The following is a 26,007-nucleotide window of genomic DNA, read 5'->3' as shown; positions in this document are numbered from 1 at the left end:
ATGTGTGTAATTTTGGTTATCCTTAGAATTATTGAAGGTACATAAAAATGAACTTTATTAAATTTATCACAATCAAATTGTGTAAATAAAACGAGAATAAAATGGATATAAACAACAAGAACTTAAACGAAGAACAGCAGGAGCAACTACTGTTCATGATGCTTATTCAACAACATCAGCAAATTGCCATGATGGGTTTAGGAAAGCTTCAAAACCCGGCTACTCAGGAAATGGAAAAAGATCTTTCCTCCGCTAAATATGCGATCGATACTTTGGGTATGCTTAAGAAATATACTAAAGGAAATCTTTCTGATGAGGCTGCCGGATATCTGGAACAAACATTGACCACATTGCGCCTGAATTATGCCGACGAGAAGAAGAAAGAAAAGTCTGAGGCCGGAGAAGAGCAACAAAACGGAGAAAGTGAGTAACTCTGACGTTGTACCCATAACAGCGGCAGGAGGGGTTGTTTTCCGATTGAATGAAGAGCAGGCCCCGGAGATCCTGATGATCTTCAGGAATGGGGTTTGGGACCTCCCGAAAGGTAAACATGAGGAAGGAGAGACCTTAGAAATGTGTGCGGCCCGTGAAGTTTCGGAAGAAGTGGGAAGTGGGATCCCCGCGCTTATAAAAAAGTTGGGGGAGACCTATCATGAATATCCTGATCAGGGAAGTATGATGGGTAAAACGACTCACTGGTATTCTATGATCTTTACCCGAAATGAGGACTTGATTCCTCAAACTGAAGAGGGAATTGAGAAAATAGAATGGATGCCATTTGAAACAGCAGTCACTGTTTCAGGATATGACAACCTGAAAGAGATCCTGCAAAAATTTAAGTCATAAAAAAAGGGTGTGATCAAACGATCACACCCTTTTTTGTAAAAACATTTCAGAGAATTAGTTCTCCAAGCGGAAGTTAATTGAGAGTGCATACTGCACACGAACCGGACGTCCGCGCTGCATTCCGGGCTCAAACTCAGCCTTTTGAACAGCTTTCAGAGCTTCCTCATCACAGCCACCGCCAATTCCACGAACAACACGGGCGTTTTCAACTTTCCCCTGTTCGTTTACAATAAACTGTACGGTAACACGGCCTTCGATACCGGCACGTCGTGCCATTTCAGGATATCTTACACTTCCCTGAAGCTCGGCCATACCGCCAATAAGCTTAGGCATTTCCTCTACTACCACGAAGAAATCTTCTTCTTCTTCCTCTTCTTCAGGGGGAGGAGGCAGATCCATAGGTGGTGCATCAAAGTCTAATTCCGCATCAAGGTCGATCATTTCATCTTCAATGATCTCGTCATTTGGAACTTCAACCGGCACCGGTGGTCTGGGTGGTGGAGGTGGAGTTTCAATTTGTTTCGTTTGAACGATCTCTTCCATTTCAACAACTTCCTGCTCATCAAGCTGTATAACCTGAGGTGGTTCGGTCTCAAGTGTAACTTTAACAGCAGTAATCATTATAAGCAGAGCAAGAATCAAACCTGCCTCTAAATAGACAGTATATGATCTCTTGAGATCGGCTTTTGGTGATTTTCTTTCGTTTATCATAATTCAGGTACAGAGTTAGTCAGTTTTAATCCGCTAAAAAGAACGGAATTTATTAGATACTGTGCAAGTAATCAGTTGTTAATTTAACTAAATACTCAGGATAATTTAAGTTACTGTTTGCATTAGGCATCTGTATTCAATCAAACTAATCCCTTACAAAGTTTAAATCGCATTTTCATGTGGGTTGGAAGAAAACAGTGTAAAGGTCTTTGAAATAATGTATAGAACAATTACAGCGGCTCCGGTGCCCGCTATATCTGCAACAAGGTCTAGCATCTCAGGGTTTCGTCCGGTTGGCAGATAGTGTTGAAGTACCTCTATCAGGATGCCAAAGACCGCTCCTCCGGCAAAAACGATCATGAGTTTAAAATTTCCTTTTAAAAACCTGACGATCCCAAAAAAGAAGGTCCAGGCTCCAAACATGACAAAATGTACCACTTTATCCAAACCGTAAAATGATCTTGGCACATTATAATCTGCAGGAAATAGCGTGCCATACAGAATGCCAATGGTAGAAATGATCAACAAGATCAGGTAAAGTTGTACTGAGCGGGTCAGCTTCTTAAGAGGTTTCGTCATTAAATGATATCAATTGGTTCTAATGCCCCGGACTGTATCGAGTAAAATGCTTCTGATTTTTGTTTGCCGTCTATCAGTGCTTTGAAGCAAGCGATTTCTGCAGAACCGGACAGTTGCCAGAAAGCAGAGGCCTTTCCGGCCAGTACATCACCAAATCCGGCTCTGGAAAAAATTCGGGTGTCATATCCGGTTATATAACTCTTGCCGTTTTCTGTTCCAATAATCCCCGGCATCCCTTTTGATAAGATAGTAATATTTTTTTCAGCTGCTAAAGCTGAAACGGAATTTAATCTCTCCCGGTCATTGGTCAGGTTCTTTTTAACCAGTGAGGTCAATTCACCCGGGTGAGGAGTCAATATCCAGTTTGCTGATTCAGGTTTCTCCCAGTTTTCCATTTCTGATAATGCAAATAAGGCATCGGCATCTATGACAACATCGCCGGCAAAGTTTTTTAGTAATTCCTGAGTGAACCGAATAGTATCCTTCCGGCGACCTAATCCTGGTCCGATCAATAATTTACCGGGCTTTTCTTTTAATATTTTTTGAACCTCTTCAAGATGCGATTGCTTAAAAATAAGTTCATCCCGCTCTCCAACCGGTTTTTTGATTATCTGCTCCAGCTGTTTCTCGTAAATTTGCAGCAATCCTTTTGGAGTGATGAGAACCACGGCCCCCAATCCGGTTGACCATGCGCTACGAGCTGCTAAAATTCCGGCGCCGGTCAATCCTTCTGATCCGGCAATGATGTAAAGTACGCCTTCATCATACTTATGGTTTCTTTTTTTGGGTGTAGGGGTATTTGCTTCCACCCAACTTTCATCTATCAGGTAAGCAGTCGGATTCTTGTATTTATTTGGGAAGGAAAGTTCACACAGTATCACTTCACCCACAGTGTCGAATCCTTCGTTCAGGTAAAACCCGGTTTTAAGGGCTCCAAAACTAAGGGTGAAATCAGCCTGCACAGCGGTTCCCATGATCTCACCCGAATCGGCATTCAATCCGGTTGGTACATCCAGGGCAAAAACGGGGGCTTGTTGTTGGTTGATCCATTGTATGGCATCAGAATAGGGTGACCGTACATCAGAACTGAGGCCGGTTCCCAGCATTCCATCCACCACGAAATCATATTTACTCGGATAGAGATCATTCCAGGTCTTGATCTCAATATCAGTATCCAGTTTTTGGAGAAGCCGGTAATTTTTATCGGCATCGGGACTCAAATCCTCGGTACCTGACAAAAAGCAAACCGTGACTCTATAATCTTGTTGGGAAAGCAGTCGGGCTATAACTAAAGCATCTCCGCCGTTATTCCCTTTACCACAAAAAAATATACCGTGCGATCCTAAAGGAGTCTCTGACATAATAAGATCCGCAGCCCGGGTTCCGGCAATTTCCATCAGTGTAAACCCATCGATCCCAAATTCAGAAATGGTCTTCTCATCCATGAACCGGGATTGTTCAGCTGAGCAGAGATAATATTGGTGTGGGATCTTTAGCATATATAATGATTCATTGTCTCCAATGGTGTCATCCCGAGTGGTTTATTATATGAACTGTGATGTAGTGTATAACACGAGGTATCTCAAATCAAAAAACAGCATGTACTAAATTTTGAGATCCTTCGCGTAAGACATTTGAACCCTAGTCTATTTAATCTGCGCTCAGGATGACAACAGAATATGGTGAATCTAAGTTGAAAAAATTAATTAATACGACCGAGCAAATAGCACTTTCTGCTTCGATGGTTTGCCGGTGACCATACACTTGCCTTCTTCACTTTCTTCTAGAGGAATGAGGCGAATGGTGGCTTTGGTTTCTTCTTTGATCTTTTCTTCCGTTTCAGGTGTACCATCCCAATGCGCCCAGATGAAACCGCCTTTGTCTTCGATCACCTTCTGGAATTCCTCGTAAGAATCCACTTCTGAGGTCATCTCTTCACGACGGTTTTTGGCTTTCTCGAACAGTTCACCCTGAATATCATCCAGTAATTTTTTCACGCGAGAACCAAGTCCTTCACGGCTTTCAATATTTTTGGACTTGAGATCACGGCGGGCCAGTTCCACATTGTTATTCTCAAGATCACGGGGACCCACGGCAATTCTCAGTGGAATTCCGGCCGCTTCATGCTCGGCGAATTTGTAGCCGGGATTATAGTTGTCGCGATCATCCACTTTGATACGTATACCGAGTTCCTTCAGTTCATCATAAATACCATCGGCATATTCGAGTACGGCTTCACGCTGCTCATCGCTTCTGTAAATAGGTACGACGACAACCTGAGTTGGAGCCAATTTCGGAGGCAATACCAGGCCCTGATCATCTGAATGTGTCATGATCAAACCACCTATCAATCGGGTAGAAACACCCCAGCTGGTAGCCCAAACAAGTTTGTGTTCGCCGTCTTTATCCTGGAATTTTACATCAAAAGCCTTGGCAAAATTTTGTCCAAGAAAATGGGAGGTTCCGGCTTGAAGAGCTTTCCCATCCTGCATCAACGCTTCGATACAGTAGGTGTCTTCGGCTCCGGCAAAACGCTCACTTTCGGTCTTAACTCCGGTCAGAACCGGCATCGCCATCCATTCTTCGGCAAATGTTTTATATACTTCCAGCATCTGCAGGGTTTCGTCGGCAGCTTCTTCTTTTGTAGCGTGAGCCGTGTGACCTTCCTGCCATAGAAATTCCATGGTCCTGAGGAACAGTCGGGTTCGCATTTCCCAGCGTACCACATTGGCCCATTGGTTTACTAAAATTGGAAGATCACGATATGATTGTATCCAGTTGCGATAAGTATCCCAAATGATGGTTTCAGAAGTTGGACGAACAATAAGTTCTTCTTCCAGTTTCGATTCCGGATCTACTTCCACACCTCCGTCCACACTTTTAAGTCGGCTGTGGGTCACCACGGCACACTCCTTGGCAAAACCTTCTACATGCTGTGCTTCTTTTGAGAGAAATGACTTGGGAATAAACAGCGGGAAGTACGCATTTTCATGGCCGGTATCTTTGAACATCTGATCTAATGCGTTGCGCATATTTTCCCAAAGCGCCATTCCATTCGGTCGGATCACCATGCTGCCACGCACCGGAGAGTGTTCAGCCAGTTTCGCTTCGCGAACAACGTCGAGATACCATTGTGAATAGTCTTTGTCTTGTGATGTAATGTTTTTAGCCATGAACCTGTTTTAGTTTAATTTTTTTGAACCATGGAAGTTAAGAAACTTAACGTAGAGAATAAGGAGGCGAATGCGAAAAAACATTCCTCGCTATTAAGCTCCTGCTTCGTAACGTACTTTGGGAAGTTGTGGCTTCAGGTGGGTTTGAATAAGTGTTTGGGCCTTTAAACCTTCCTTGTTCTTTTGTACCGACAAAAGATCCAAAAACTCTCGACTGCGAAAAAAGAGCTAAAGCGGTCTCCATTGCACTAAAATAAATCAATGCTCCTTTTCCGGGCTTGCCTGTAATCAATTACCGTGCGGTATGATTTATTTCTTAACGTTCCATTCCGCCATCCTCTTAACGCTCTTTTTTCTAAGGTCGAATAATTTACTCTCGTTATGAAGCTCTGTTTTCTTAACAACTTCTGTGAGATCAGTTCTTTGTAACGATTCAGAAATATTTTTACCTCGTTACGAACGTCCCGTTCGTAATGCATACCGGAACCGGCGGTTCCAAAAAGTTGATGAAAGCAAATGACTCTGAATCTATATCATTGTTTATTTTGATTTGAGCCTCTGGTTACCGGGCCTTCCCGCATACGCGGGACGACGGAGAAAAAACATTTTACCCTTTGTTATATAAACCCGTATATTTGATGCTCTTTATGAAAAGAGACCTGCCGTGGTAGCTCAGATGGTTAGAGCGCACGACTCATAATCGTGAGGTCGACGGTTCAATTCCGTCCCACGGTACATAAATAAAGCCTGATTCTTCACTGGATCGGGCTTTTTTATTTTTGAGCCTACTTCTGAAACAATTTGATATATTTTTCGAACAGTATGAGTGTTAAATCAATAGGGCATTATGCGGAAATCAGAAGAATATGAGATGGCTTTAGTGGCTGATCAGGCGCTGGGTAAAGCTCTTAAGAAATATGACGAGATGGTGGCAGAGAATGACACCGGTGTTCAGTCAGATCTTATGATCACTATCCACGACTCCATCCGGAATCTCAGAAGAAAGATAGAGGCTTTTCTGCACGATAAACTGCCGATGGAAAGGGTAGTCGATGAGTTTATATTTGAGTATCAGGTACTGGAAGGTGAACTGGAGGTCAGAGAGAGTGAATTGGCCCGGTACAGGAAGTTTGCCAAAAAACTTATGGCGAGTTATGAGGACTTTATAACGAAGGTAGGTGGTCAGAAAAAAGTGTCTGTCATAAACGGTACCACTCATCTTGATTTCGAAAGAAAATCGAAGGGTAAAGCCTATTTGTTTTGGTTCATCTCATTTTTCGGGATATTTGGATTTCACCGGTTTTATTTAGGGAAGATCGGTACTGGGATCGGGTGGATCTTAAGTGGAGGAGTCTTGGGACTTGGGGCTTTGTATGACCTGTTCGCTCTTTCTTCTATGGTGGATGAGCATAACAATTACCATGAGCTCAAGGCGGCCAAATTGAAGCAACTCAAATCCAAAAAGTAATGGCATAAAAAAAGCCACCCTCAAATCAATGAGAGGTGGCAGATATCATCTACAGACGGCTATTACCCCATTTGCATCAATAACTTACATTAATAGGGCATGGCCGTCAATGGTGAGAATTACGTAATTTAACTACGTGTTTTTACGTAATTCTCTACTCAGCACCTTTTACATAGGTATCAAACCATCCAAGAAATCTTTCAAATCGGTCTTTCTGAAAGGTGGGTTTGCGAATTCCATGATGCTCACCCGGGTAAACCACAAGTTGAGTCTCGAGGCCGAGTCGTTTCATGGCCTGATACATTTGTTCTGAGCCGAGGATCGGTACATTCCAGTCAGCGGCCCCGCCGATCCAGAGAGTTGGGGTTGTTACTTTGTCTACATCATTAAATGGTGAAATTCGTTCCCATTTTTCAGGAGTTTCCCAGGGAAGACCGAGTTCCTTTTCCCAGGTTAACTGATAATGATCATGCCCATAGTTTGAACGGTACAGGGTTTCACTGGCTCCTGAAATAGCTCCTTCAAAACGTCCTGTTTTGGTGATCACATAATTTGTCAGTATTCCTCCGTAAGACCAACCGCCAACACCAAGTTTATTGGGGTCAGCCACACCTTTTTCAATGGCGTGATCCACTCCGGCCATAACATCCTCAAAATCTTTATTTCCCCAATCGGCAAACAGGATCTCAGAAAATGCCTGACCGTAACCGGAGGATCCTCGAGGGTTAATTAGTAGGACCGCATAACCATTGGCTGCGTAAAGTTGGGGGATAAAATCGAAGCTATGATCGTACTGGGCAACCGGTCCTCCGTGAATCCATAAAATGGTAGGTATCCTTTTATTGCCACTATAATCAGCCGGGGTGACCATAAATCCTTCGATAGGGGTACCGTCTTTACTGTCAAATTTGATCTCTTCAACCTTAGCGATATTTCGTGCATCGATCAGTTCATCATTAACCTGAGTGATACGGTCCTGGGAATTACCATCCCAGATAAAAATTTCGTGCGGGCGGTCGACTGTGGATTGCAAAGTCGCAATGATCTCATTTTCGACATCAAAACTTCTGATACTGAGGTCTCCGGCGATCACTCTTTTTAGATTACGTCCATCTGCATTTACAGAGGCAAGCTGACTCTCACCTCGGTCTTCCAGGACAAACCAAATCGTTTCTCCATCTTCTGAGTAGGTTGGGTCGGAGATATTCCGGTCTAGTCCGTCCAAATAAATTTTAGTGTCACCACTCCCATCAGCCGCCGAAACGGAAAGTTTGTTAGTGGCATACCAAATGGCACTGGTGTCGATCACTGATGTATGGACGATATGTTTTCCGTCAGGGCTCCAGGAAGGAGAGGAATCGCCCCCTTTATTCTTTGTGATCTTGGTTAGACCGGCATCCGGATCATCAGCATTCACGATCCAGATATCACTGTTCACATTGCCATCTGCATTTGATGTGCGATTGCTGACAAAGGCGATCTTAGTTCCATCAGGGCTCCAAACTGCCTGCGAATCATCAAAATCACCAAAGGTCAGCTGAACAGCAGCCGTATCACCGGGAGTGAAGGTATAAACATGCGTTCTCAGGCGATCAAGGTATCCTACATAATCCCTTTTAAATTGCAGTCGATCGATCACATAGGGCTCAGGACGTTCCGATTCTTCTTTTTTGTCCTTTATCATTAGCAGTAGTCGATTACCCTTTGGAGACCAGGCATAATCAGACACTCCCTGTTCAATATCAGTCAGCTGCACAGCTTCGCCACCCATCATATTGAGGGTCCAAACCTGAGTTTTTTCTACATCACCACGAGAGGCGGTAAAAGTCAGGTACTTTCCATCCGGACTCCATTGCGGATTTCCGGCAGAATACCCTTTGGCAGTCATTGGCAGTGCCTCGCCCGCTGAGGTTGATTTCATCCAGATCCGGGTTTCACGGCTGTCATCCTCATAATCCGTTTCTGTGATGGTATAGGCTACCCATTTTCCATCGGGACTGATAACCGGGGATCCAACACTCTTTAGTTCAAAATAATCGTCAATGGTGAGGTCTGTTTTTGTGGTTTGACCCTGAGCATTGAGTTGAACTGAAAGTATCAATCCAAAGAATACTAACAGGGAAGGGAAAAGCTTTGATTTCATAGTGATGGTTAGATAAGATTATGTGATACAGCTTGTTAGGCAGACAATTGCCTCATGAATATAAAAGATATTCCCTAAGATGCATTAAAAAATTGGTAAAGAAAGGCAGGCGTTACAGTAGGGCTTGCTCATTTTCCATGGCAAAACGAACAAGGGAGGCCGTATTTTTTAGATCCAGTTTTTTGAGCAGGTTTGTTCGGTGTTTTTCGACGGTACGCGGACTAATAAACAGTTTTTCGGCGATCTCAGTACTCGTGAGGCCTTCGGTGAGCAAGCCAAGGATCTCTCGTTCTCTTTTGGTTATGGATTTAACAGGATCGGGACGTTTTTTCTTTTGGGCGAGCCGTTTGTATTCCTCCGTCATCATTCTTGAGAACTGTTTGCCGAGGTATCGTTCACCCTGAGATACTTTTTGGGCAGCATCCAGAAGTTCATAACGATGGGCTGATTTATGGATCAGGCCAAATGCTCCTGAATCCAGAAATTCGTTGAGGGTTTTTCGGTTGGTGTCATCGGCCATTAATAGAATGTTGGCGTTGGGGTCACGGTCAAGGATCTTTTTGGCAATGATGATCCCTTCCATTTCGGGCAGGCTAAAGGAAACGATGCACAGATCAGGCTTTACACTTTCATAAGCGGTTAATACCAGAGCTCCGTTATCCACTTCACTCTCGATGTTAAATGAGCCTTCGTCGCGTAGTATTGCACTGAGGCCATGCCTGAAAATTTCGTTGCCGTCCGCAACAATAGTGGTGATGATATTCATTTTACCTCCCCAGGTAGAATGGTTTCTTCCACGACCCACTCGCAGAAGGGCATACAATGTACTTAAAAATGCTGTAATTGCGCCAATTTAATTTTTAAGGCTGATTTTAGTTAATAGGGATAGGCGTATTTCTACTGAATAAGTTCAGTGAGAAGATAAAAATTAAGAGAGGATTTGAGTGACCATAATACTGTTCTGAACCAATTTGTAGAAACCAGCTTTCTAATAGCCGGCTCATTTTTTAAGGATTCCAGTTTGGTATGAGCCGGAACGGAAAAGAGACCTGTACAAACCCAGATAAGGATCACGATGTAGAAACCTGCTGCATTCAAACTGAGGAAACCATCCATCCAGGCCAAACCAAATGAAGTGGCAATCTCTGCGATCATGACAGGAATAACGATCTTATCAATGCTATTTACGTGATGGAGCTGAAAGGCCTTGAAATTGTCGGCTCCCACATAATGAAAGGAAGGGTAATGAACGAGTTGCACGATCCAGATCAGCCCGGTCATAAAGAAGGAGGCAAAGGTATTTATAAGAAAAATAAGTTCCGGCGACATTGATTAAGCGATTCGTTAACATTATGCGTATTTTCAGCGCCTTAATAACCAAAAGTTTTCACTCTACGATTCATCGAAAATAATGACCCTTAAAAGAACACATACCTGCGGAGAACTTACTGCAGAAAATATTGGCGAAGAAGTAATTTTGAATGGATGGGTTGGTCCCCGTCGCGATCTGGGTGGTGTTATATTTATTGATCTCCGCGATCGATATGGCGTAACACAGGTCGTTTTTAAAGAAGAAGATGATCAGCTGCATAATAAGGCGGAACAACTCCGGGCTGAATATGTGATCGGAGTAAAGGGTAAGGTGATCACCCGGGGTGAAGAGAATTTAAATCCAAACCTGCCTACCGGAGAGGTCGAGATCGAAGCAACCGACCTGGTGATCTATTCTGAAGCTGAAACTCCTCCGTTTGAGATCAAGGATGGTATTTCCACAAATGAAGATGTCAGGTTAAAATATCGTTACCTGGATCTGCGCCGCCCTGAAGTTCAGGAAAAGATGATGCTGCGATCCAAATTCTATCAGTCTGTTCGGGAATTCTATCACAACCTTGAATTTGCAGAAGTGGAAACGCCCGTGCTGATGCGAAGTACCCCAGAAGGTGCCCGGGATTATCTGGTGCCAAGCCGTGTGAATGCAGGAAAGTTCTTTGCGCTACCACAAAGTCCACAAACGTACAAGCAGCTGCTGATGGTTTCCGGTTATGACCGGTATTTTCAGATCGTGAAGTGTTTCAGGGATGAGGATCTTAGAGCTGACCGCCAGCCGGAATTCACTCAGATAGATGTTGAGATGAGTTTTGTGGATGAGGAGGATGTGTATAAAACCCATGAAGCACTTTGGAAGAAGATATTCAAAGACACTATCGGATATGAGGTAGAAACTCCATTCCCTCGAATGACCTATGATGAAGCCATGAATACCTATGGTTCAGATAAACCGGACACAAGATTTGGTTTAGAGTTCAAGGATTTTTCTGAGATCGTAAGGGATGCGGAATTCAAGGTTTTCTCTGATACGGTGAAAAAAGGCGGTGGTGTGGTTGGTATCACCGTGCCAGGTCAGGGTGATATGGGGCGTGGTGCCATAGACAGACTCACTGATCGGGTAAAACAGGAAACCGGCGCGGGTGGATTGATCTATATTAAGATGCAGGAAGATGGTCCGCTCTGCAGTGTTGCTAAATTTCTGACGGATGATATCGTTGAGCAGATGGTTGAGAGATCAGAAGCTAAGAAGGGAGATCTGGTATTGATACTTGCCGGACCAAAACCGGATGTGTTAAAGCAACTGGGGCAGCTTCGTCTGATGATGGGGAAAGAGTTCAGCCTGATCGACGAATCCACTTATAACTTTCTTTGGGTCACTGAATTTCCACTGCTTGAGTGGGATGAGGAAACCCGTCGATATCATGCTATGCATCATCCATTTACCTCACCAAGAGAAGAAGATGTGGAATTGATGGAAAGTGACCCGGGTAAAGTGAAAGCCCGTGCCTATGACCTGGTGCTGAACGGAAATGAGCTGGGTGGTGGTTCTATTCGAATCCATGATCAGAAGATGCAGCGTAAAGTCTTTGAATTGTTAGGCATTGGCGAGAAAGAAGCGGAAGAAAAATTTGGTTTCCTCCTGGATGCATTCAAATATGGCGCACCTCCACACGGCGGGATCGCATTTGGTGTCGATCGTGCGGTGATGTTACTGACGGGGGCGAAGAGCCTGCGTGATGTCATTGCCTTCCCGAAAAATCAGAAGGCACAAAGCATGATGGATAATTCTCCTGATGTTGTGGATAAGCATCAACTGGATGAATTGCATATTCAACTTAAAAAGAACATAAAAGATCAGTTACAGTGAAAACAGCAGGAATAGACGGGTGTAAAGCAGGCTGGCTTCTCATTACCTTTGATGAAGGAAATGAGAAGTACGAAGTACTCAGAGACAGGGATGCCTTAAAAAAAGCGTTCGAAGATTTTGACCGCATCTTCATAGACATGCCGATCGGCCTTGAAGACGAAAATTACACCCGTGAAGCAGATGAACTGCTGCGTAAAAAAGTTGGAGGAGATTATGCCTCAAGTGTATTCAGTCCGCCGATTCGCCCTGCTTTGACGGCTCCTTCCTATGTAGAAGCCAATATGATCAGCCATGAGTACACAGAGAAGAAGCTGACCCTGCAATCCTGGAATATCACCCCAAAGATTCGGATGGTGGATGAATTGCTTCGTGCAGATGAAAGCCTGATTGATAAAGTCTTGGAATCTCATCCCGAGTTACTGTTTCAAACCATAAATGGTGGTATGATCTATCAGAAAAAGAATCTGAAAAAAGGGATCAAGCATCGTTTGGAGCTGATCAAAAACCGGGAACCCATTGCGGATGATTTTTTCCGTGATATCAAGGAAGACTTCCGTCGTAATGAAGTCGAGGAAGATGATATCGTGGATGCGATGGTGCTTGCCTATTCTGCAAAGATCTCTGAAGAAAAAGGTATCAAAACTTTACCCGAAGAGTTTGAATATGATTCTGAAGGCATGCGGAAAGCCATTCATTACGTGTAGAACATCCAATATCCAATAATCAACACGGAATGATCAATTAACCTTGAATATTGGATATTCCGTGTTGGATGTTGGTTATTATTTGTTTTTCAGGATCTTTTTGTACTTCACACCGGCTTCATAGACTCGGTTCATGCCATTAAACGCCGCGATCCGGTACGCTTCGCTGTAGGTCGGATAATTCAGAACGTGGTTGATGAAATAACGGATGTCCCCACCAAGCGACATAACGGCCTGACCAAGGTGAATGAGATCACTGGCACGTTCACCTATGATGTGAATACCAACCAATTTCAGGTTCTCGGTTTCGAAAACGAGTTTTAATAATCCATCCTGTTGGTTACTGATATCACCCTGAGTGATATTTTTGTAGTAAGCGCGACCAACTGTAACCTCATACCCTCTGGATTTGGCCTCTTTTTCGGTCAGACCAATACTGGCGATCTCCGGAATAGAGTATATGGCAAAAGGAATTTCAGGTGGTACATCCAAAGCCTGAATCCCGAACATATTACAGGATGCAAGTCGGCCTTCAGAAAAAGAGGCTGAAGCTAAGGCCGGGTACCCGATCACATCTCCACCTGCATAAATGTTATCAATGTTCGTGCGGTAATTATCATTAACGATGATATTTCCTTCTTTGTCGGTTTCAATCCCAAGATCGGATAGCCCAAGATTTTCTGTGTTGGGCACTTTACCTCCCAGATACAGCACATGCTCTGTTTCGATCACCCGTTTACGCTTACCTTCATTATCCTGACGGAGATTGTAGCTTACTTCTGTGGTATTACGGATGGTGTTGGTCTTGATGTTGATATGCTCAGCATTAGAGAATACTTCGATCTTTTGCTTTTCCAGAAGGGTTTCAAGCTGATCCCGTATTTCATTGTCCAGAAATGGAAGAAAGGAATCTGCTTCGTTAAGAATAGAGACCCGGCTGCCAAGGTTAGAAAAGGTAGTAGCATATTCCAAAGCCTGAACACCACTGCCGATCACCAGTAATTTTCTGGGGATGTGAGTGAGATCCAGTATGGATATGTAATCGAGGATCTTGTTATGATCCAGTTTAAATTCTTTGGGTTGAACCGGTTTGCTTCCCGGGGAGAGAAAAATGAATTCGCCTGTGTAGGTTTTTTTCTTTCCTTTTTTATCTGTGACCTCAACGGTGTGGTTGTCGATCAATTCCCCAAATCCATGAACCGTATCTATCTCATTTTTACTGAAATCATTTTCAACTTTGGTATTCTTACTGTGCTGAATTTCATTTTTGTACTTCAGCAACTCTGACATCTGATGATGCTGGTAGGCTTTTTCACCCGAAAGGTCCTCAAACTGACTCTGAAAGCGTTGGATGATACGGGCCGTTTCCCGAAGGGCTTTACTGGGAATAGTTCCGGAATTGATCCAGGTGCCACCGAATGAATCCTCATTGGCTTCAATAACCAGAACTTTTTTATCAAATTTAGAACTTTGCATGGCACACGAAAAACCGGCCGGCCCGCTGCCAATGATAATAACATCGTACTTGTACTTCATAAATGATCTGAGTGAGTAAAATAACTATGAGTGTGAAGGCTAAAGATACTTTAATTCTGAATGGATTTCAGAGCAACATTTGGCATATAGTATTAACATATCTAAAAGATAGAGGGTATTGATGGATGTCAGGAACGAATTTTAAAGCCGTTTTGCTTATGTTTGGGAACGATAAACAAAAGGCGCACAAGTTTTAAGCGTCGATAACATGAAAATAAAAAAGGAGTAAACAATGGCTTATACATTACCAGATCTGCCATACGATTACGATGCACTTGAACCAAATATTGACGCACGTACGATGGAGATCCATCATACCAAGCACCATCAAGGGTACACGAACAAAGTAAATGCCGCTCTTGAGGGCCATGAATTTGCTGATCTTGATATTGAAGAAGTACTAAGAAGAATTGATGAAGTACCGTCTGATGTTAAACAAGCTGTTATAAACAGCGGTGGCGGATACGCCAATCACAACTTATTCTGGACCATTCTTTCTCCAAACGGAGGCGGAACTCCTGAAGGTGAACTGGCAGATGCCATTAATGATACTTTCGGAAGCTTTGATAAATTCAAAGAAGAATTTTCAGCAGCAGCCGGAAGCCGTTTTGGCTCCGGATGGGCATGGCTATCTGTGGATGGAAGCGGTAACCTCGTGGTACATTCAACAGCTAATCAGGACAGTCCATTGATGGAAGGTTATACCCCAATTATGGGCATTGATGTTTGGGAACATGCTTATTACCTGAATTATCAAAACCGCCGTCCTGACTATGTAGCTGCGTTCTGGAATGTGATCAATTGGGATCAAGTTGCAGAAAATTACAAAGCTGCCAAGTAAGTTCGAGACTTAAAAAGATGATCCGTTAGTTCGGAAACTTTTAGATCTGACAAGGCTTCTCATTATCGGGAAGCCTTGTCTATTTTTGGCTCAAATATTTTGTATTTTTGAACCGATATAGCAATCAATAAAACAAAGAGATTATTATGCAATTTGGATTTGGAATGGGACCTGATACGTCCTGGATGAGAGAAGAACTGACTCAGTTTGGTGTAGAAGAACTTAAAACCACAGACGATGTAGACCGTGCCATGAAAGAATATAAAGGCACTATGCTTCTCGTGGTGAATTCGGTTTGTGGATGTGCGGCCGGTAATGCCCGCCCGGGATTAGGTATTGCTCTGGAAAGTACAGAAACCAAACCGGATCATATGGTAACCGTGTTTGCCGGACAAGATAAAGAGGCAACAGCGCATGCCAGAGCTTATTTCAGTGAATATCCCCCATCATCTCCATCTTTCGCTTATTTTGTTGACGGTGAGATCAAAGCATTGATCCCGCGTCACCGCATTGAAGGCCGAACCAAAGAGCAGGTTGCCAACGACCTGGTTATGGTATTTGATGCTTTTTCTGGAAAGAAGGAAGAGGAAGAAAAAACAACTGAATAGATTCAAGCTACTCTGAATCTGTAGTTGAACACAGCTTAAAAAATTAAAAGCCGGCTCATAAGAGCCGGCTATTTTTGTTTTAACACCAAGCTGGTAAACAGGTAAATTCGTAGCGTATTAAGGTTCCTACGGGAATCAAGCGGTTGTTTGCAGGTATTATGAACGCTTTGAGTACCACTTGACGCTCAATAGGTTCTCTATCTGTGTAGATTTCATGTTATGAGCTTTGGCTTTTTTATTTATTCGCTCCAAAATCTATTTCTTCTCCATCTCGATAAATTCGTATGCCTTCGGGTTTGCCTTTTTTACCTCCGGGACCAAATTCTGAAACAGCAGAGGCCAATTCCTCCTCGGTTCGTTCCTCGCCTACCTGTCGGGGCTGCTCTTTATAGAAACTGTCCATATGTAAGGTCTGAGTTGGGAAAGCAAATTCGACTCCGACTTCCTTGGCAAGGCGCAGTATTTCAAGAAAGAAGTTATGGCGCTGCTGAAGTTCAGTGCTCCAATCGGGGACATCAAAGAATACATACACCAGAACGTCAAGTGAGTGGGCTCCAAAAGAATTGAAGTGAACTTCGTAATAATCCTGCCGGAAATGTTCATTGGCTTTAACAATGGCTTTGATACCTTCTACAAAAGCTTCCATTTGCTCGGGTGTAGTGGAGTAGGTCAGGTTCAACACCGTTTTGAGTCTCCGATATTTTCTCAAACCAAGGTTATCAATATCGGCATTGGCAAGATTGGAATTAGGCACACTAACAAGTGAATTATAAAAGGTTCGGATTCGGGTTGATCGAAATCCAACTTCTTCCACGGTTCCTTCCACATTACCCGACTTGATCCAATCACCGATCTTGAATGGGCGATCCAGAAAAATGGTGACTGATCCGAAAAAATTAGCAAGGGTTTCCCGTGCAGCCAAAGCAACAGCAAGCCCCCCAATGCCGAGTCCGGCAATAAGCGAGGCTACATTCACACCGTTATTTTGAAGGATGGCGATCACGCCCATCACTAATACAAAGAACCGGAGTGTTTTCCGGATAAGAGGGATCAGCTGATCATCCAGTTTTGTTTCAGTTTTTGAGGTAACAACCGTCAGGTATTTGGAAAAAACATCCGCCAGGTTATAAAACAACCAAACGATAGCTGCTGACAACGCTACCTCAAGAAATATGGATAAGGCATGGCTAACGGTAACCGAGAACTGGAGATTTGAGTAGGTTAACAGAAAAAAAGCCGTTACAAAGATGTAACCGGAAGGCTTTTCAACCCCATCAATGAGATCATCATCCCAGGTAAACCTGGTTTTCTGCGCCAACCGGCGCACATAGTTGTCTAATAAGAATTCGAATATTTTCTTCAGGATCATACCAAAAAAGATCCATAAGAATACGGCCAGATACTGCCAGATCCTGATCCCGAACCATTCATTTTCCGTCCACTCAGGAAGCTGATCGATCACAAATGTAAACCAGCTTGAGAAGGTATTGGAATACAAATTTGGAATGGCTTGAGTGGTAGAACTCGAGAAGACCCATTCATTTTGCGCAGTTTTAGTCAGGTAAACCTCGGGCAGGCTTTGAAACAGAATATATTGTTGCAGTCCGGAAAGACTGTCAGTATAGTTGGGGTCACTTGGGATCGCATCATAGTCGATGAGTAAGCCTCGCGCATCGAATACTTTTAACAGGCGTTCGGCCAGTTCAAGTTTTTCCTCATCACTGCCGTCTGCGAGTTTCATTGTGGTGATCACATAATCAGGGTTTTTATGACCGGATTGCTGCCAGTGCAAAAAAGTGTGGACAGTCCGCTGTGGGTTGATTAACAGGTCCTGTTGCCGGGGTTCGGGGGAGGATTCGGTAGCTTGCTGAAACCCAAAAGCTGTTCCTGCAGTGAATAGGAAGATCGTTAAAAATAATGTCAGTGATCTGATGTGCCCCATTTCGAGATCTATATTTAATTAATCGGTTCGGCTCGAAATTAATAAAACTAAAGATAGGATGGGGAGGAATTGCTTATATAAAAAAGGCTCCGACGCAAAGCGTCAGAGCCAGTAATTTTTAGAGGTTGTGTCATACATAAATATGCCGAAGCATACATATGCATTTATATGACATGATTCCTTAGGTATTATTCATTGGAATCATCTTTCTTCTTGATCTGATCTGAAGGCGTCATTTTTTTGAAAGCTTCCAGGAAGTCCATGGGCAGTGGAAGGAAAGCAAACGTGGCGTTTTCTTCACTGATCTCATTCATGGTTTGCAGGAAACGCAATTGAAGGGCCGCCGGTGCCGTCTCGATCATCTTGGCGGCATCAACGAGTCTTTCGGCAGCCTGGAATTCACCTTCAGCGTTAATGACCTTCGCACGACGATCACGTTCAGTCTCAGCCTGACGCGCCATAGCTCGTTTCATATTCTCAGGAAGGACCACATCCCGAACTTCCACAGATACCACTTTAATTCCCCATGGGTCGGTTTGAGTATCAATATTTTGCTGGATCTGCTTGTTGATCTTCTCACGATTGGCCAGCAGTTCATCCAGTTCAACCTGTCCAATGATACTTCTTAATGTCGTTTGGGCTAACATGGAAGTGGCATGAATGTATCGCTCCACCTGAATGACGGCAGCTTCGGCATCAACTACTCTGAAGAAAGTGATGGCATCCACATTCACGGTTACGTTATCTTTTGTGATCACTTCTTGCCGGTCCACATTGATGGTGAGTACACGAAGATCCACCCGCTCAATTTTATCAATGAAAGGGATCAGGATGATCAGGCCGGGCCCTTTCACACTTTGGAATTTACCGAGCCGGAATACCACGGCACGTTCATATTCTCTTAAGATCTTGAATACTTGGGGGGCTAATAAAACAAAGAATACAACAAGAGTGATTACCCAGGTTAAATATCCTGACAATACTTCAGTTGGCTCCATGATGAGTCTCCTCTTTAGGGGTGTAAGGTTTTACGGTAACGGTTAGTCCTTCAAAACGGACGATCTCGCACCATTCGTTTGATTTAATTTCTTCTCCTTCAGTGATGGCATTCCAGTATTCACCGGATATCATCACTCGCCCGGATCGTTTATCCACATCATCGATCACTTTGGCCTTTTTACCGATCAGTGATTCGAGACCGGTTCGATGTCCGGTAAATTGAGCTTTGATGCCTGAGGTCGCGATCCATCCAAAAAATATGACCATAAGAATGGTAGCCGGAACCAGCCAATACCAATCCAGCTGCATTTCTTTGGGGAAGTCCTGAAATAGCATCAGGGCTCCAAGGAAAAATGAAACGGCTCCTCCGGTCATAAGAATACCAAATGTTGGGGTGAATGCTTCCGTAATAAATAAGACAATTGCCAAACCTATCAAAATAAATCCGGCTACATTGATCGGCATAGCGGCAGATCCATACAATAATAAGATCAAAGCAATGACACCGGCTACACCGGGCACAATAGCTCCCGGGTTCGTGACCTCCCCGACGATGCCATAGATAGCCACCATGGTCAGGATCAGCATGATCTCAGGGCGCATAATGAAGCTGAAGAATTTTTCAGCAAAACTTTCATCGAGCGGTTCGATAGTGGCATTTGAAGTTTGAAGTATTCTTCCTTCAATTTCTTGTCCGTCGATCTGCTCCATCAGGTCATTCAGGTCAGTAGCAATAAGATCGATCACGTTCAATTCCAGGGCCTCTGTTTCTGTGATCGCTTCGCCATCGCTTACAGCAGATTTCGCCCACTCGGCATTTCTATTTCGTTCTTTAGCAATATTTTCTATAAAGCTTTCTGAGTAATTAAAGATCTTTTTTTGCATCACTGTATCCTGCTGTCCGCCACCCATAGAAACGGGTGATGCGGCTCCAATGGTAGTGGTAGGTGCCATGGCTGCAATATGGGCGGCAAGTGTGATAAAGGTGCCTGCACTTCCAGCATTGCCTCCGGAGGGGGTGACATACACAACGATCGGCATTTCTGAAGCCAGCATTTCCTGTACGATATCCTGCGTTGAGTTCAGAAGTCCACCCGGAGTATCAAGCTCAATGATCAGGGCTTCAGCATTCCGTTCGATGGCAGTTTCGAGGCCACGGGTAATGTAGTTTGTGGTTGTAGGCCCTATGGTTCCTTTGATCGTTATGACCGTTACGGTTTTTCCGCTGACGGAATCTTGTGGCACAACGGTAGCGTATCCCTGCCGGACAGGATTAAATACCACCGTGATCAGAAAAAGGATATATGCAATCGTTCTCATATCAACCCAATGTTAGCCTCGCCTTAAAGGTTCCATAATGGTACATAAACCACATCAATTTTTAAAGATAAGATGTCTATTCGTTTCGTATGGCCTGAACCGGATTGATCATTGCCGATTTGATGGAATGATAACTGACGGTGACCATTGCGATAAACAGGATGATGGCACCCGTTGCTATAAAGATTACAGGTAAATAAGTTGCCATATCGAAACGATAAGGGAAATTTTCGAGCCATTTTAAAGTTCCAAAATAGGAGAGGGGCCATGCGATGAGATTAGCCAGTATGACAAGGATCAGAAATTCCTTTGAGAGTAATCGGACGATATCCGTAACAGATGCCCCCAGGCTCTTTCGGATCCCGATCTCTTTCTGCTTCAAATGGGCTGAATAAGAAGATAACCCAAGTAAACCGAGACAGGCAATCACGATACTTAACAAAGCAAACACGGTGGCCAGTGAGCTTATTTTTTGCTCTGATTCGTATATCTCATCCAATCGTTCATCCAGAAACCGGTACTCGAATGGGTCGATCGGATTTAATTCTTTCCAGATGCTTTCAATATGCTGAATAGCCGCTGAAGGATCACCCGGTGATATCTCAACAGCTGTGTGGACCACATAGCCTAATATTTCCTGAGTACCTTCAACGAGTTTAATAACCAAGGGTTCGATCTCTTTTTTTAGGGAAGAATAGTTGAAGTCGTCGATCACCCCTACCACGTTAAAACGCTCGCGTTCTCCTACGGGTGGATAAAAGTAAAAGGTTGAACCGATGGCTTCTTCGGCTGAAGTAACGTCAAGCTTTGTAAGCATCGATTCGTTAATGAGGATGCTCTGTTCAGGATCACTTGGGAATTCCCGGGAAAAGCTACGGCCTGCCAGTATGTTCAGGTCAAAGGTTTCAACAAAATCATGCGTTACATGCAGGGCAAGGTTTGTGTTGTCTTCACTGTCTCCGGTTCCGGCCGGCACATAACGATAGTATTCCTGAACTTCACTCCCCGGGATCTTCCCGATCCCGGTAATATTCTGTATCTGAGAATGGGAAAGGCTTTGTTGTTTAAATGAATCATATTCCCAGCTGATGAGATTTTGTTTGGTCGGCAACAAAAGTACATTGTTCTTATCAAAACCAAGGTCTTTTTCCTGAATGAATTTAAGCTGTAGAAAAATGACCGCTGTTCCAATAAGAAGGAGTACAGAAAGTGAGAATTGGAAGGTCACGAGTATCTTTCTAAACAAAACACCGGATCGGCTGCTTATACCACTGCCTTTCAGAACCTGAACCGGATTGAATGATGAAAGAAAAAAGGCAGGATATGAACCCGAGAAAAATGCGACAAAAAGGGTCAGAGCTAAAAGTGCAGGTAGGGTATATGCGTTAGTAAATAGATCAAATGTAAGTGTTTTTCCTGTGAGCTCGTTGAAAAAGGGAAGGGATAGTACAACTAAAATGCACCCTAAAATAATTGCGATAAGTGAAACAAAGAACGATTCACCCAAAAACTGATAGATCAGTTGTTCTTTATATCCTCCCATAACCTTTCGCAAACCCACCTCACGTCTTCGTTCCAGTGATCGGGCTGTTGAGAGATTCATAAAATTGATGCAGGCAATGATCAAAATGAAACCGGCAACAGCCAACAGAATGTTCGTATAGATGGCAGAGCTGTTTACTTGCATTTCCTGATCACGATTGGAATGCAGATGAATGTCAGTGATAGGTTGCAGTTCCAGCTTCACCGATTCATCCTCAGGCCAGCCGGAGTAGGCGTAATAATATTTTTCTGCTAAGCCCTGTACCTGTGTTTCAAGTTGAGCCGGGTTCGTATTTTCATTGATCAGTACATAGGTCCATATCGGATTCCAAAGCCAGCTTGAATTGTAATCGGGACTACTCGCATAGATATCATCTAAGCTTGAAAATGATGCCAGCAGATCGATCTTCATGTGTGAGGTTTCCGGCCAGTTTTCCATGACACCGGTTACCGTCATGTTTCGAATTCCCCGGTAGTTCAGCGCTTTCCCGATAGGGTTTTCATTGCCAAAATATTTAGTGGCAAGGTCTTTGGTAAGTACCAAAGATAAAGGGTCCCGAAGTGCGGTTTTAGGGTCTCCCTGAATTAGATCTACAGAAAACATATCAAAGAAAGTGGAATCGGTGAAGTAGAAGTTTTCTTCCCTGAATGAGATCCCATCTTCACGATTCACAAATGTGTGGGATTCCAGCTGCATGTCAAAGAACCGGACGCTTGTCAGAACAGAACCTGGAAACTCTTCTTCAATTACCGGGGAAAGCTCAAATGGAGTGGTAGCTTGTTTCTCATTTCGGTCTGCCGATTCAGTGGTTTGGACAATCCTGTAAATACGGTCTGATTTATCATGAAAAGAATCATAACTCCGTTCATTTAAAACATAAGTAATTATAAGTATGCAGGTAGCAAGCCCAATAGCCAACCCTGTGATATTGATAAGCGAATACCCCTTTTTTTTAAGGAGATTTCTTATCGCAATCTTAATGTAATTTTTTAGCATCAGTGAATCCTCGAAATACCAACGGAAGTATGTTTTACCCTAATTGTACCTTATGTATGCAAAGAGGAATCTGTAATGAATTTGTTACAAAATTATTAAATATATATTTCCGCTGTTTAGAGGGATTCGAGATAGGGGATTACGTTTGTTTCAAGAAGGTCAAAAATCGGTTCCTTGTAAGTTCTTCTCTGCGTGGCGTTTTGGAGGAATGATGTCATTACTACCACGCTATTTAGTTCTGGGATGATAAAGATATACTGGCCACCAAAACCCCAGGCAAAAAAGACGTTAAATTCACCGACCTGCCGATTCCACCACATGTAACCGTAATCATAGGGATTGAAATTACTTCGGGTGTAGGTTTGAAAGGAATCCTGAACCCATTCTTTTGATACAATTTGATCGTTATTCCAGGTGCCACCATTCAGCATAAGTTGCCCGATCCTTAAAAGGTCTTTAGGTGTAAGGGCCAGATTATTACCTCCCATGTAATACCCTTGAGGATCACGGTCCCACCCGCCTACCTGAATATTCAAAGGGTTGAATAGATATTTTTCAGCAAAAGATTTCGTGCTCATTCCGGTAGCTTTAGTAATGATCACAGACAAAAGGTGAGAGATACCGGTACTGTAAACCATTTTGCCGCCGGGTGCTTCAACCAAAGGCTGATCGAGCTGAAATTCCACCCAGTTATTACTGATCACCCAGGCTCCATAGTTATTGAAACTGGTAGTTTCGAGTCCTGCTTGCATGGATAACAGGTTCCGTATTGTAATGGCTTCTTTATAAGGATTCGGTTTTTCTTCAAAGTATTCCGGAAAATGATCCCCCAATGTTTCATCGATGTCAACATGCCCCTGATCAACGGCAATACCGACCAATAAGGTTATAATACTTTTTGAGGCTGATTTGATGTTATAAGGGTAATCAGGAGATGCATTTCGAAAGTATTCTACTCCCATAAGCTCACCGTCTTTTTGGATGAGGATGCTTCTGAGTGATTGGATTGTTTCAGCTTCTTCATAGATAGATGAAAGATCTGATACATCTACATTTGGTTGTGCACATGTGATTTGATACCAACCTAAAAATAAAAGAAATGTTAGATTAAGTATGTACGGGTGTTTAAAGAGCATTATCTAAGAAATTACCATGGGAAAAGTGACCTAACTTAGATTTTGAGTGCAGCATTTCCAAAAAAAATAAAAGCCCTGACTTACTTCCTAAACATGAAAGGCTTCTTCCTGTCCCTCAGTTACCACTTTCCCGTCAAACAAATTGATCAATCGACCGGCGTATTTGGCATCATGAGGGGAGTGGGTAACCATGACGATCGTAGTTCCGGATTTATTTAATTCGGTGAGCAGCTTCATAACTTCATCACCATGGTCTGAATCCAGATTTCCCGTTGGCTCATCGGCAAGGATCAGCTTGGCATCAGCAACTACAGCACGGGCAATGGCTACTCTTTGTTGTTGTCCACCTGATAATTGCTGAGGGAAATGATTTCGTCGGTGTATCATACCCATACGATCCAGTGTTTGTTCAACTTTTGAAGTTCGTACAGCCGTATCTAAACCGAGATAAAGGAGGGGAAGCTCAACATTCTCAAAAACAGTCAGTTCATCAATGAGATTAAAGCTCTGAAATATAAACCCAATATTGCCTTTTCTCAGCTGCGCCCGCTGTTTTTCGGTGTATCCTGAAATTTCATTCCCCATGAAATAATACTCACCGGATGTCGGGCTGTCTAACAAACCCATAATATTTAAGAGGGTGGATTTGCCACAACCCGATGGCCCCATTACTGCTACGAATTCACCATCGTTGATCGTAATATTTACCCCATTCAAAGCGGTGGTTTCAACCTCTTCTGTTCTATAAATTTTATTGAGATCCCTTGTTTCGATCATAATGCATTGTGTTTGATTGTAAGTATCAATAATAATTAAATGAACAGGCCAAATTCCCTACTCCAGGATCAGAACTTCATTACTCCCAAAGGAATCGTAACCGGAAGTGATCACTTTTTCACCCGGCTGAAGACCTGATTGCACCTCAAAATAATCGGGATTTTGCCGCCCAAGCCTGATATCTCTTTTGTAAGCTCTGTTTCCCGATTCATCGACAACAAATATCCAGTTACCACCTGTTGTTTGATAGAATCCGCCTCTCGGTAATTGAACGGCCTGAAAAGACGCGCCAAGTTCAAGCCTGATCCGCACAGATTGTCCACGCCGGAGATTACCCGGAGGCTGATCCATAAATTCCATATCCACTTCGAACTGTCCGTTATCAATTACAGGATAGATCTTGGTGATGACCAATTCATGGGTTTGTTCGTTATAGGTAAACGACCCTTTTAGTCCGGTAGCAACAGACGGTAAGTAATACTCATCGATGGCGAGCCTGACCTTATATCCATCCAGAATATCGATCTGCCCCAGACGCTCACCCGAAGAAATGGATTGTCCCTGATTTAACTCAATAGTGCTGAGTTGTCCCGTGATCGGTGCCGTTACGGTGAGGTTATCTAGAATTTTCTGAACGGCTTCAAGGTTTTGATACATGCGTGTTTCAGAGTCATCGAGCTGATTTAATTGATTGACAGACTGAATTGAGTCTTTTCGAAATGACTCGTAAGTGAGCTCATATCTTCGCTTCTGGAACTGAAAATTTTCTTTGGTGGTGTGAAAGGCTTCTTCCGATATCAGTTCTTTATCAAACAATTGTTTTTCCCGCTCATATCTTGCTTTAAGGATCTCCATTTGTGCTTTGGCGTTAGCAAGCTGCTCTTGGAGGCCAAGGGTGTTTTGTTCCAGGTTGAGCCGTGAATTTCTAACATTGTTGATCTGATCATATAATCCGGATGTTTGTTGCATCACCTGAAGCTGAAGCCCTGAGTTGGTAAGTGTCAGGATCGTATCTCCGGCTTCCACCATGGCTCCGGATTCCATCATTACCTCTTGTACAACTCCACCTTCAATGGCATCAAGATACGATGTCTGTATAGGTTGAACTGTTCCGTTGACCTGAAGGTATTCCTGAAAACTACTTTCCTCAACTTCTGATATAGTGATCTTGTTGAGATCCACATTGACAGAAGAACGGGTATCCATGAACCATATCATATATATGGCAATAGCAGCAACTCCCAATGCGCTAACTACAGAAACGATTCGTTTTGGTGTCCACGTCTTTTTTTCTATATGTCGATCCATTCCCATAAATAAAATGATAAGCCAGCTGCTATTCTACTTAAAAGCCGATGTTTAAATAACCCGATCACGCCAACTAAGAACAAAGAGGGTTGGTAACCGGTTTTGTTACAAATTTATCCGAAAATGTACTAAAACTCAGGTATTTACCGAACCGTTTAAAAAGAAAAAGGCTTCAATTTTA

The 26,007-nt window shown here is 43.3% G+C and carries 22 protein-coding genes and 1 tRNA gene; 8 read left to right on the top strand and 15 right to left on the bottom strand.

Annotated features, from left to right (window positions below):
- The first annotated feature begins 101 nt into the window (after window positions 1-101).
- Both C3B73_RS05080 and C3B73_RS05075 read left to right on the top strand, forming a co-directional pair.
- Window positions 102-431 (top strand): DUF1844 domain-containing protein, encoded by a 330-nt coding sequence (locus C3B73_RS05080; RefSeq protein ID WP_103664543.1) that lies wholly within the window; start codon window positions 102-104, stop codon window positions 429-431.
- Window positions 424-846: an NUDIX hydrolase gene (locus tag C3B73_RS05075; RefSeq protein WP_157939434.1), complete on the top strand. Its 423-nt coding sequence runs from the start codon at window positions 424-426 to the stop codon at window positions 844-846. Before C3B73_RS05080 ends, C3B73_RS05075 begins: the two co-directional genes overlap by 8 nt.
- Before the next feature lie 54 nt (window positions 847-900).
- Here the strand turns inward: C3B73_RS05075 and C3B73_RS05070 are convergent, their stop codons facing one another.
- From C3B73_RS05070 to proS, 4 genes are all read right to left on the bottom strand, one after another.
- The gene (locus C3B73_RS05070) at window positions 901-1,557 is read right to left on the bottom strand and encodes an energy transducer TonB (protein WP_103664541.1); all 657 of its coding nucleotides are present in this window, start codon (window positions 1,555-1,557) and stop codon (window positions 901-903) included.
- Between the two features lie 162 nt (window positions 1,558-1,719).
- The gene (locus tag C3B73_RS05065) at window positions 1,720-2,136 is read right to left on the bottom strand and encodes a VanZ family protein (RefSeq protein WP_103664540.1); all 417 of its coding nucleotides are present in this window, start codon (window positions 2,134-2,136) and stop codon (window positions 1,720-1,722) included.
- The gene (locus tag C3B73_RS05060; protein ID WP_103664539.1) at window positions 2,136-3,635 is read right to left on the bottom strand and encodes an NAD(P)H-hydrate epimerase; all 1,500 of its coding nucleotides are present in this window, start codon (window positions 3,633-3,635) and stop codon (window positions 2,136-2,138) included. Before C3B73_RS05060 ends, C3B73_RS05065 begins: the two co-directional genes overlap by 1 nt.
- Before the next feature lie 207 nt (window positions 3,636-3,842).
- The gene (proS, locus tag C3B73_RS05055; protein ID WP_103664538.1) at window positions 3,843-5,309 is read right to left on the bottom strand and encodes a proline--tRNA ligase; all 1,467 of its coding nucleotides are present in this window, start codon (window positions 5,307-5,309) and stop codon (window positions 3,843-3,845) included.
- A gap of 661 nt (window positions 5,310-5,970) precedes the next feature.
- On the opposite strand from proS, the gene C3B73_RS05050 reads away from it, so the two are divergent.
- Both C3B73_RS05050 and C3B73_RS13995 read left to right on the top strand, forming a co-directional pair.
- Window positions 5,971-6,044, top strand: a tRNA-Met gene (locus tag C3B73_RS05050).
- A gap of 112 nt (window positions 6,045-6,156) precedes the next feature.
- Window positions 6,157-6,777 carry a TM2 domain-containing protein gene (locus C3B73_RS13995; RefSeq protein ID WP_198597281.1) on the top strand — a complete coding sequence of 207 codons (621 nt, stop codon included), beginning with the start codon at window positions 6,157-6,159 and terminating at the stop codon, window positions 6,775-6,777.
- Between the two features lie 154 nt (window positions 6,778-6,931).
- Here the strand turns inward: C3B73_RS13995 and C3B73_RS05040 are convergent, their stop codons facing one another.
- The 3 genes from C3B73_RS05040 to C3B73_RS05030 form a co-directional block, all read right to left on the bottom strand.
- A complete protein-coding gene (locus tag C3B73_RS05040; protein ID WP_103664537.1) occupies window positions 6,932-8,920 on the bottom strand; it encodes a S9 family peptidase in 1,989 nt (662 codons plus the stop codon).
- A 112-nt stretch (window positions 8,921-9,032) separates the two neighbouring features.
- Window positions 9,033-9,686 carry a LuxR C-terminal-related transcriptional regulator gene (locus C3B73_RS05035; RefSeq protein WP_103664536.1) on the bottom strand — a complete coding sequence of 218 codons (654 nt, stop codon included), beginning with the start codon at window positions 9,684-9,686 and terminating at the stop codon, window positions 9,033-9,035.
- Window positions 9,687-9,817: 131 nt separating this feature from the next.
- On the bottom strand, window positions 9,818-10,249 hold the full coding sequence (locus C3B73_RS05030) for a hypothetical protein (RefSeq protein ID WP_103664535.1): 432 nt from the start codon (window positions 10,247-10,249) through the stop codon (window positions 9,818-9,820).
- Between the two features lie 82 nt (window positions 10,250-10,331).
- Between C3B73_RS05030 and aspS the strand changes: the two genes are divergently transcribed.
- Both aspS and C3B73_RS05020 read left to right on the top strand, forming a co-directional pair.
- Window positions 10,332-12,116, top strand: a complete 1,785-nt coding sequence (gene aspS, locus C3B73_RS05025; protein ID WP_103664534.1) for an aspartate--tRNA ligase — start codon at window positions 10,332-10,334, stop codon at window positions 12,114-12,116.
- On the top strand, window positions 12,113-12,820 hold the full coding sequence (locus C3B73_RS05020; protein ID WP_103664533.1) for a DUF429 domain-containing protein: 708 nt from the start codon (window positions 12,113-12,115) through the stop codon (window positions 12,818-12,820). Before aspS ends, C3B73_RS05020 begins: the two co-directional genes overlap by 4 nt.
- Before the next feature lie 78 nt (window positions 12,821-12,898).
- Here the strand turns inward: C3B73_RS05020 and sthA are convergent, their stop codons facing one another.
- On the bottom strand, window positions 12,899-14,356 hold the full coding sequence (sthA, locus tag C3B73_RS05015; RefSeq protein ID WP_103664532.1) for a Si-specific NAD(P)(+) transhydrogenase: 1,458 nt from the start codon (window positions 14,354-14,356) through the stop codon (window positions 12,899-12,901).
- A 232-nt stretch (window positions 14,357-14,588) separates the two neighbouring features.
- On the opposite strand from sthA, the gene C3B73_RS05010 reads away from it, so the two are divergent.
- Entirely contained in the window at window positions 14,589-15,197 is a 609-nt protein-coding gene (locus C3B73_RS05010) for a superoxide dismutase (protein ID WP_103664531.1), read from the top strand.
- 146 nt (window positions 15,198-15,343) lie between these two features.
- Window positions 15,344-15,805 (top strand): BrxA/BrxB family bacilliredoxin, encoded by a 462-nt coding sequence (locus C3B73_RS05005; protein WP_103664530.1) that lies wholly within the window; start codon window positions 15,344-15,346, stop codon window positions 15,803-15,805.
- A gap of 235 nt (window positions 15,806-16,040) precedes the next feature.
- Here C3B73_RS05005 and C3B73_RS05000 read toward each other — a convergent pair whose 3' ends face one another.
- The 7 genes from C3B73_RS05000 to C3B73_RS04970 all read right to left on the bottom strand — a co-directional run bounded on the left by C3B73_RS05000 (window position 16,041) and on the right by C3B73_RS04970 (window position 25,826).
- Complete coding sequence (locus C3B73_RS05000) at window positions 16,041-17,747, bottom strand: mechanosensitive ion channel family protein (RefSeq protein WP_103664529.1); 1,707 nt, start codon at window positions 17,745-17,747, stop codon at window positions 16,041-16,043.
- 188 nt (window positions 17,748-17,935) lie between these two features.
- Entirely contained in the window at window positions 17,936-18,745 is an 810-nt protein-coding gene (locus C3B73_RS04995) for a slipin family protein (protein ID WP_103664528.1), read from the bottom strand.
- Window positions 18,732-20,066, bottom strand: coding sequence for an NfeD family protein (locus C3B73_RS04990; protein ID WP_103664527.1), 1,335 nt, complete (start codon window positions 20,064-20,066; stop codon window positions 18,732-18,734). Before C3B73_RS04990 ends, C3B73_RS04995 begins: the two co-directional genes overlap by 14 nt.
- A 76-nt stretch (window positions 20,067-20,142) precedes the next feature.
- Entirely contained in the window at window positions 20,143-22,605 is a 2,463-nt protein-coding gene (locus C3B73_RS04985) for an ABC transporter permease (protein WP_103664526.1), read from the bottom strand.
- 116 nt (window positions 22,606-22,721) lie between these two features.
- Entirely contained in the window at window positions 22,722-23,741 is a 1,020-nt protein-coding gene (locus tag C3B73_RS04980; RefSeq protein WP_103664525.1) for a serine hydrolase domain-containing protein, read from the bottom strand.
- A gap of 87 nt (window positions 23,742-23,828) precedes the next feature.
- The gene (locus C3B73_RS04975) at window positions 23,829-24,518 is read right to left on the bottom strand and encodes an ABC transporter ATP-binding protein (protein WP_103664524.1); all 690 of its coding nucleotides are present in this window, start codon (window positions 24,516-24,518) and stop codon (window positions 23,829-23,831) included.
- Window positions 24,519-24,575: 57 nt separating this feature from the next.
- Complete coding sequence (locus C3B73_RS04970) at window positions 24,576-25,826, bottom strand: efflux RND transporter periplasmic adaptor subunit (protein ID WP_157939433.1); 1,251 nt, start codon at window positions 25,824-25,826, stop codon at window positions 24,576-24,578.
- Window positions 25,827-26,007: the final 181 nt, after the last annotated feature.

Source organism: Gracilimonas amylolytica (genome assembly GCF_002911695.1).
In the GTDB taxonomy this organism is placed as follows: domain Bacteria; phylum Bacteroidota; class Rhodothermia; order Balneolales; family Balneolaceae; genus Gracilimonas; species Gracilimonas amylolytica.
Note: the sequence above shows the minus strand (reverse complement) of the source record. Positions and strands in the feature narration are given on the sequence as shown.

Bases quoted from the DNA above. Each gene is read 5' to 3' on its own strand.
- C3B73_RS04985 (WP_103664526.1), bottom strand. From the start codon at position 22,605: ATGCTAAAAAATTACATTAAGATTGCGATAAGAAATCTCCTTAAAAAA.
- C3B73_RS04970 (WP_157939433.1), bottom strand. From the start codon at position 25,826: ATGGATCGACATATAGAAAAAAAGACGTGGACACCAAAACGAATCGTT.
- C3B73_RS04995 (WP_103664528.1), bottom strand. From the start codon at position 18,745: ATGGAGCCAACTGAAGTATTGTCAGGATATTTAACCTGGGTAATCACT.
- C3B73_RS05060 (WP_103664539.1), bottom strand. From the start codon at position 3,635: ATGCTAAAGATCCCACACCAATATTATCTCTGCTCAGCTGAACAATCC.
- C3B73_RS05030 (WP_103664535.1), bottom strand. From the start codon at position 10,249: ATGTCGCCGGAACTTATTTTTCTTATAAATACCTTTGCCTCCTTCTTT.
- C3B73_RS05065 (WP_103664540.1), bottom strand. From the start codon at position 2,136: ATGACGAAACCTCTTAAGAAGCTGACCCGCTCAGTACAACTTTACCTG.
- C3B73_RS05010 (WP_103664531.1), top strand. From the start codon at position 14,589: ATGGCTTATACATTACCAGATCTGCCATACGATTACGATGCACTTGAA.
- C3B73_RS05040 (WP_103664537.1), bottom strand. From the start codon at position 8,920: ATGAAATCAAAGCTTTTCCCTTCCCTGTTAGTATTCTTTGGATTGATA.
- C3B73_RS05005 (WP_103664530.1), top strand. From the start codon at position 15,344: ATGCAATTTGGATTTGGAATGGGACCTGATACGTCCTGGATGAGAGAA.
- C3B73_RS05080 (WP_103664543.1), top strand. From the start codon at position 102: ATGGATATAAACAACAAGAACTTAAACGAAGAACAGCAGGAGCAACTA.
- C3B73_RS04975 (WP_103664524.1), bottom strand. From the start codon at position 24,518: ATGATCGAAACAAGGGATCTCAATAAAATTTATAGAACAGAAGAGGTT.
- C3B73_RS04980 (WP_103664525.1), bottom strand. From the start codon at position 23,741: ATGCTCTTTAAACACCCGTACATACTTAATCTAACATTTCTTTTATTT.
- C3B73_RS04990 (WP_103664527.1), bottom strand. From the start codon at position 20,066: ATGAGAACGATTGCATATATCCTTTTTCTGATCACGGTGGTATTTAAT.
- C3B73_RS05035 (WP_103664536.1), bottom strand. From the start codon at position 9,686: ATGAATATCATCACCACTATTGTTGCGGACGGCAACGAAATTTTCAGG.
- proS (WP_103664538.1), bottom strand. From the start codon at position 5,309: ATGGCTAAAAACATTACATCACAAGACAAAGACTATTCACAATGGTAT.
- sthA (WP_103664532.1), bottom strand. From the start codon at position 14,356: ATGAAGTACAAGTACGATGTTATTATCATTGGCAGCGGGCCGGCCGGT.
- C3B73_RS05070 (WP_103664541.1), bottom strand. From the start codon at position 1,557: ATGATAAACGAAAGAAAATCACCAAAAGCCGATCTCAAGAGATCATAT.
- C3B73_RS13995 (WP_198597281.1), top strand. From the start codon at position 6,157: ATGCGGAAATCAGAAGAATATGAGATGGCTTTAGTGGCTGATCAGGCG.
- aspS (WP_103664534.1), top strand. From the start codon at position 10,332: ATGACCCTTAAAAGAACACATACCTGCGGAGAACTTACTGCAGAAAAT.
- C3B73_RS05000 (WP_103664529.1), bottom strand. From the start codon at position 17,747: ATGGGGCACATCAGATCACTGACATTATTTTTAACGATCTTCCTATTC.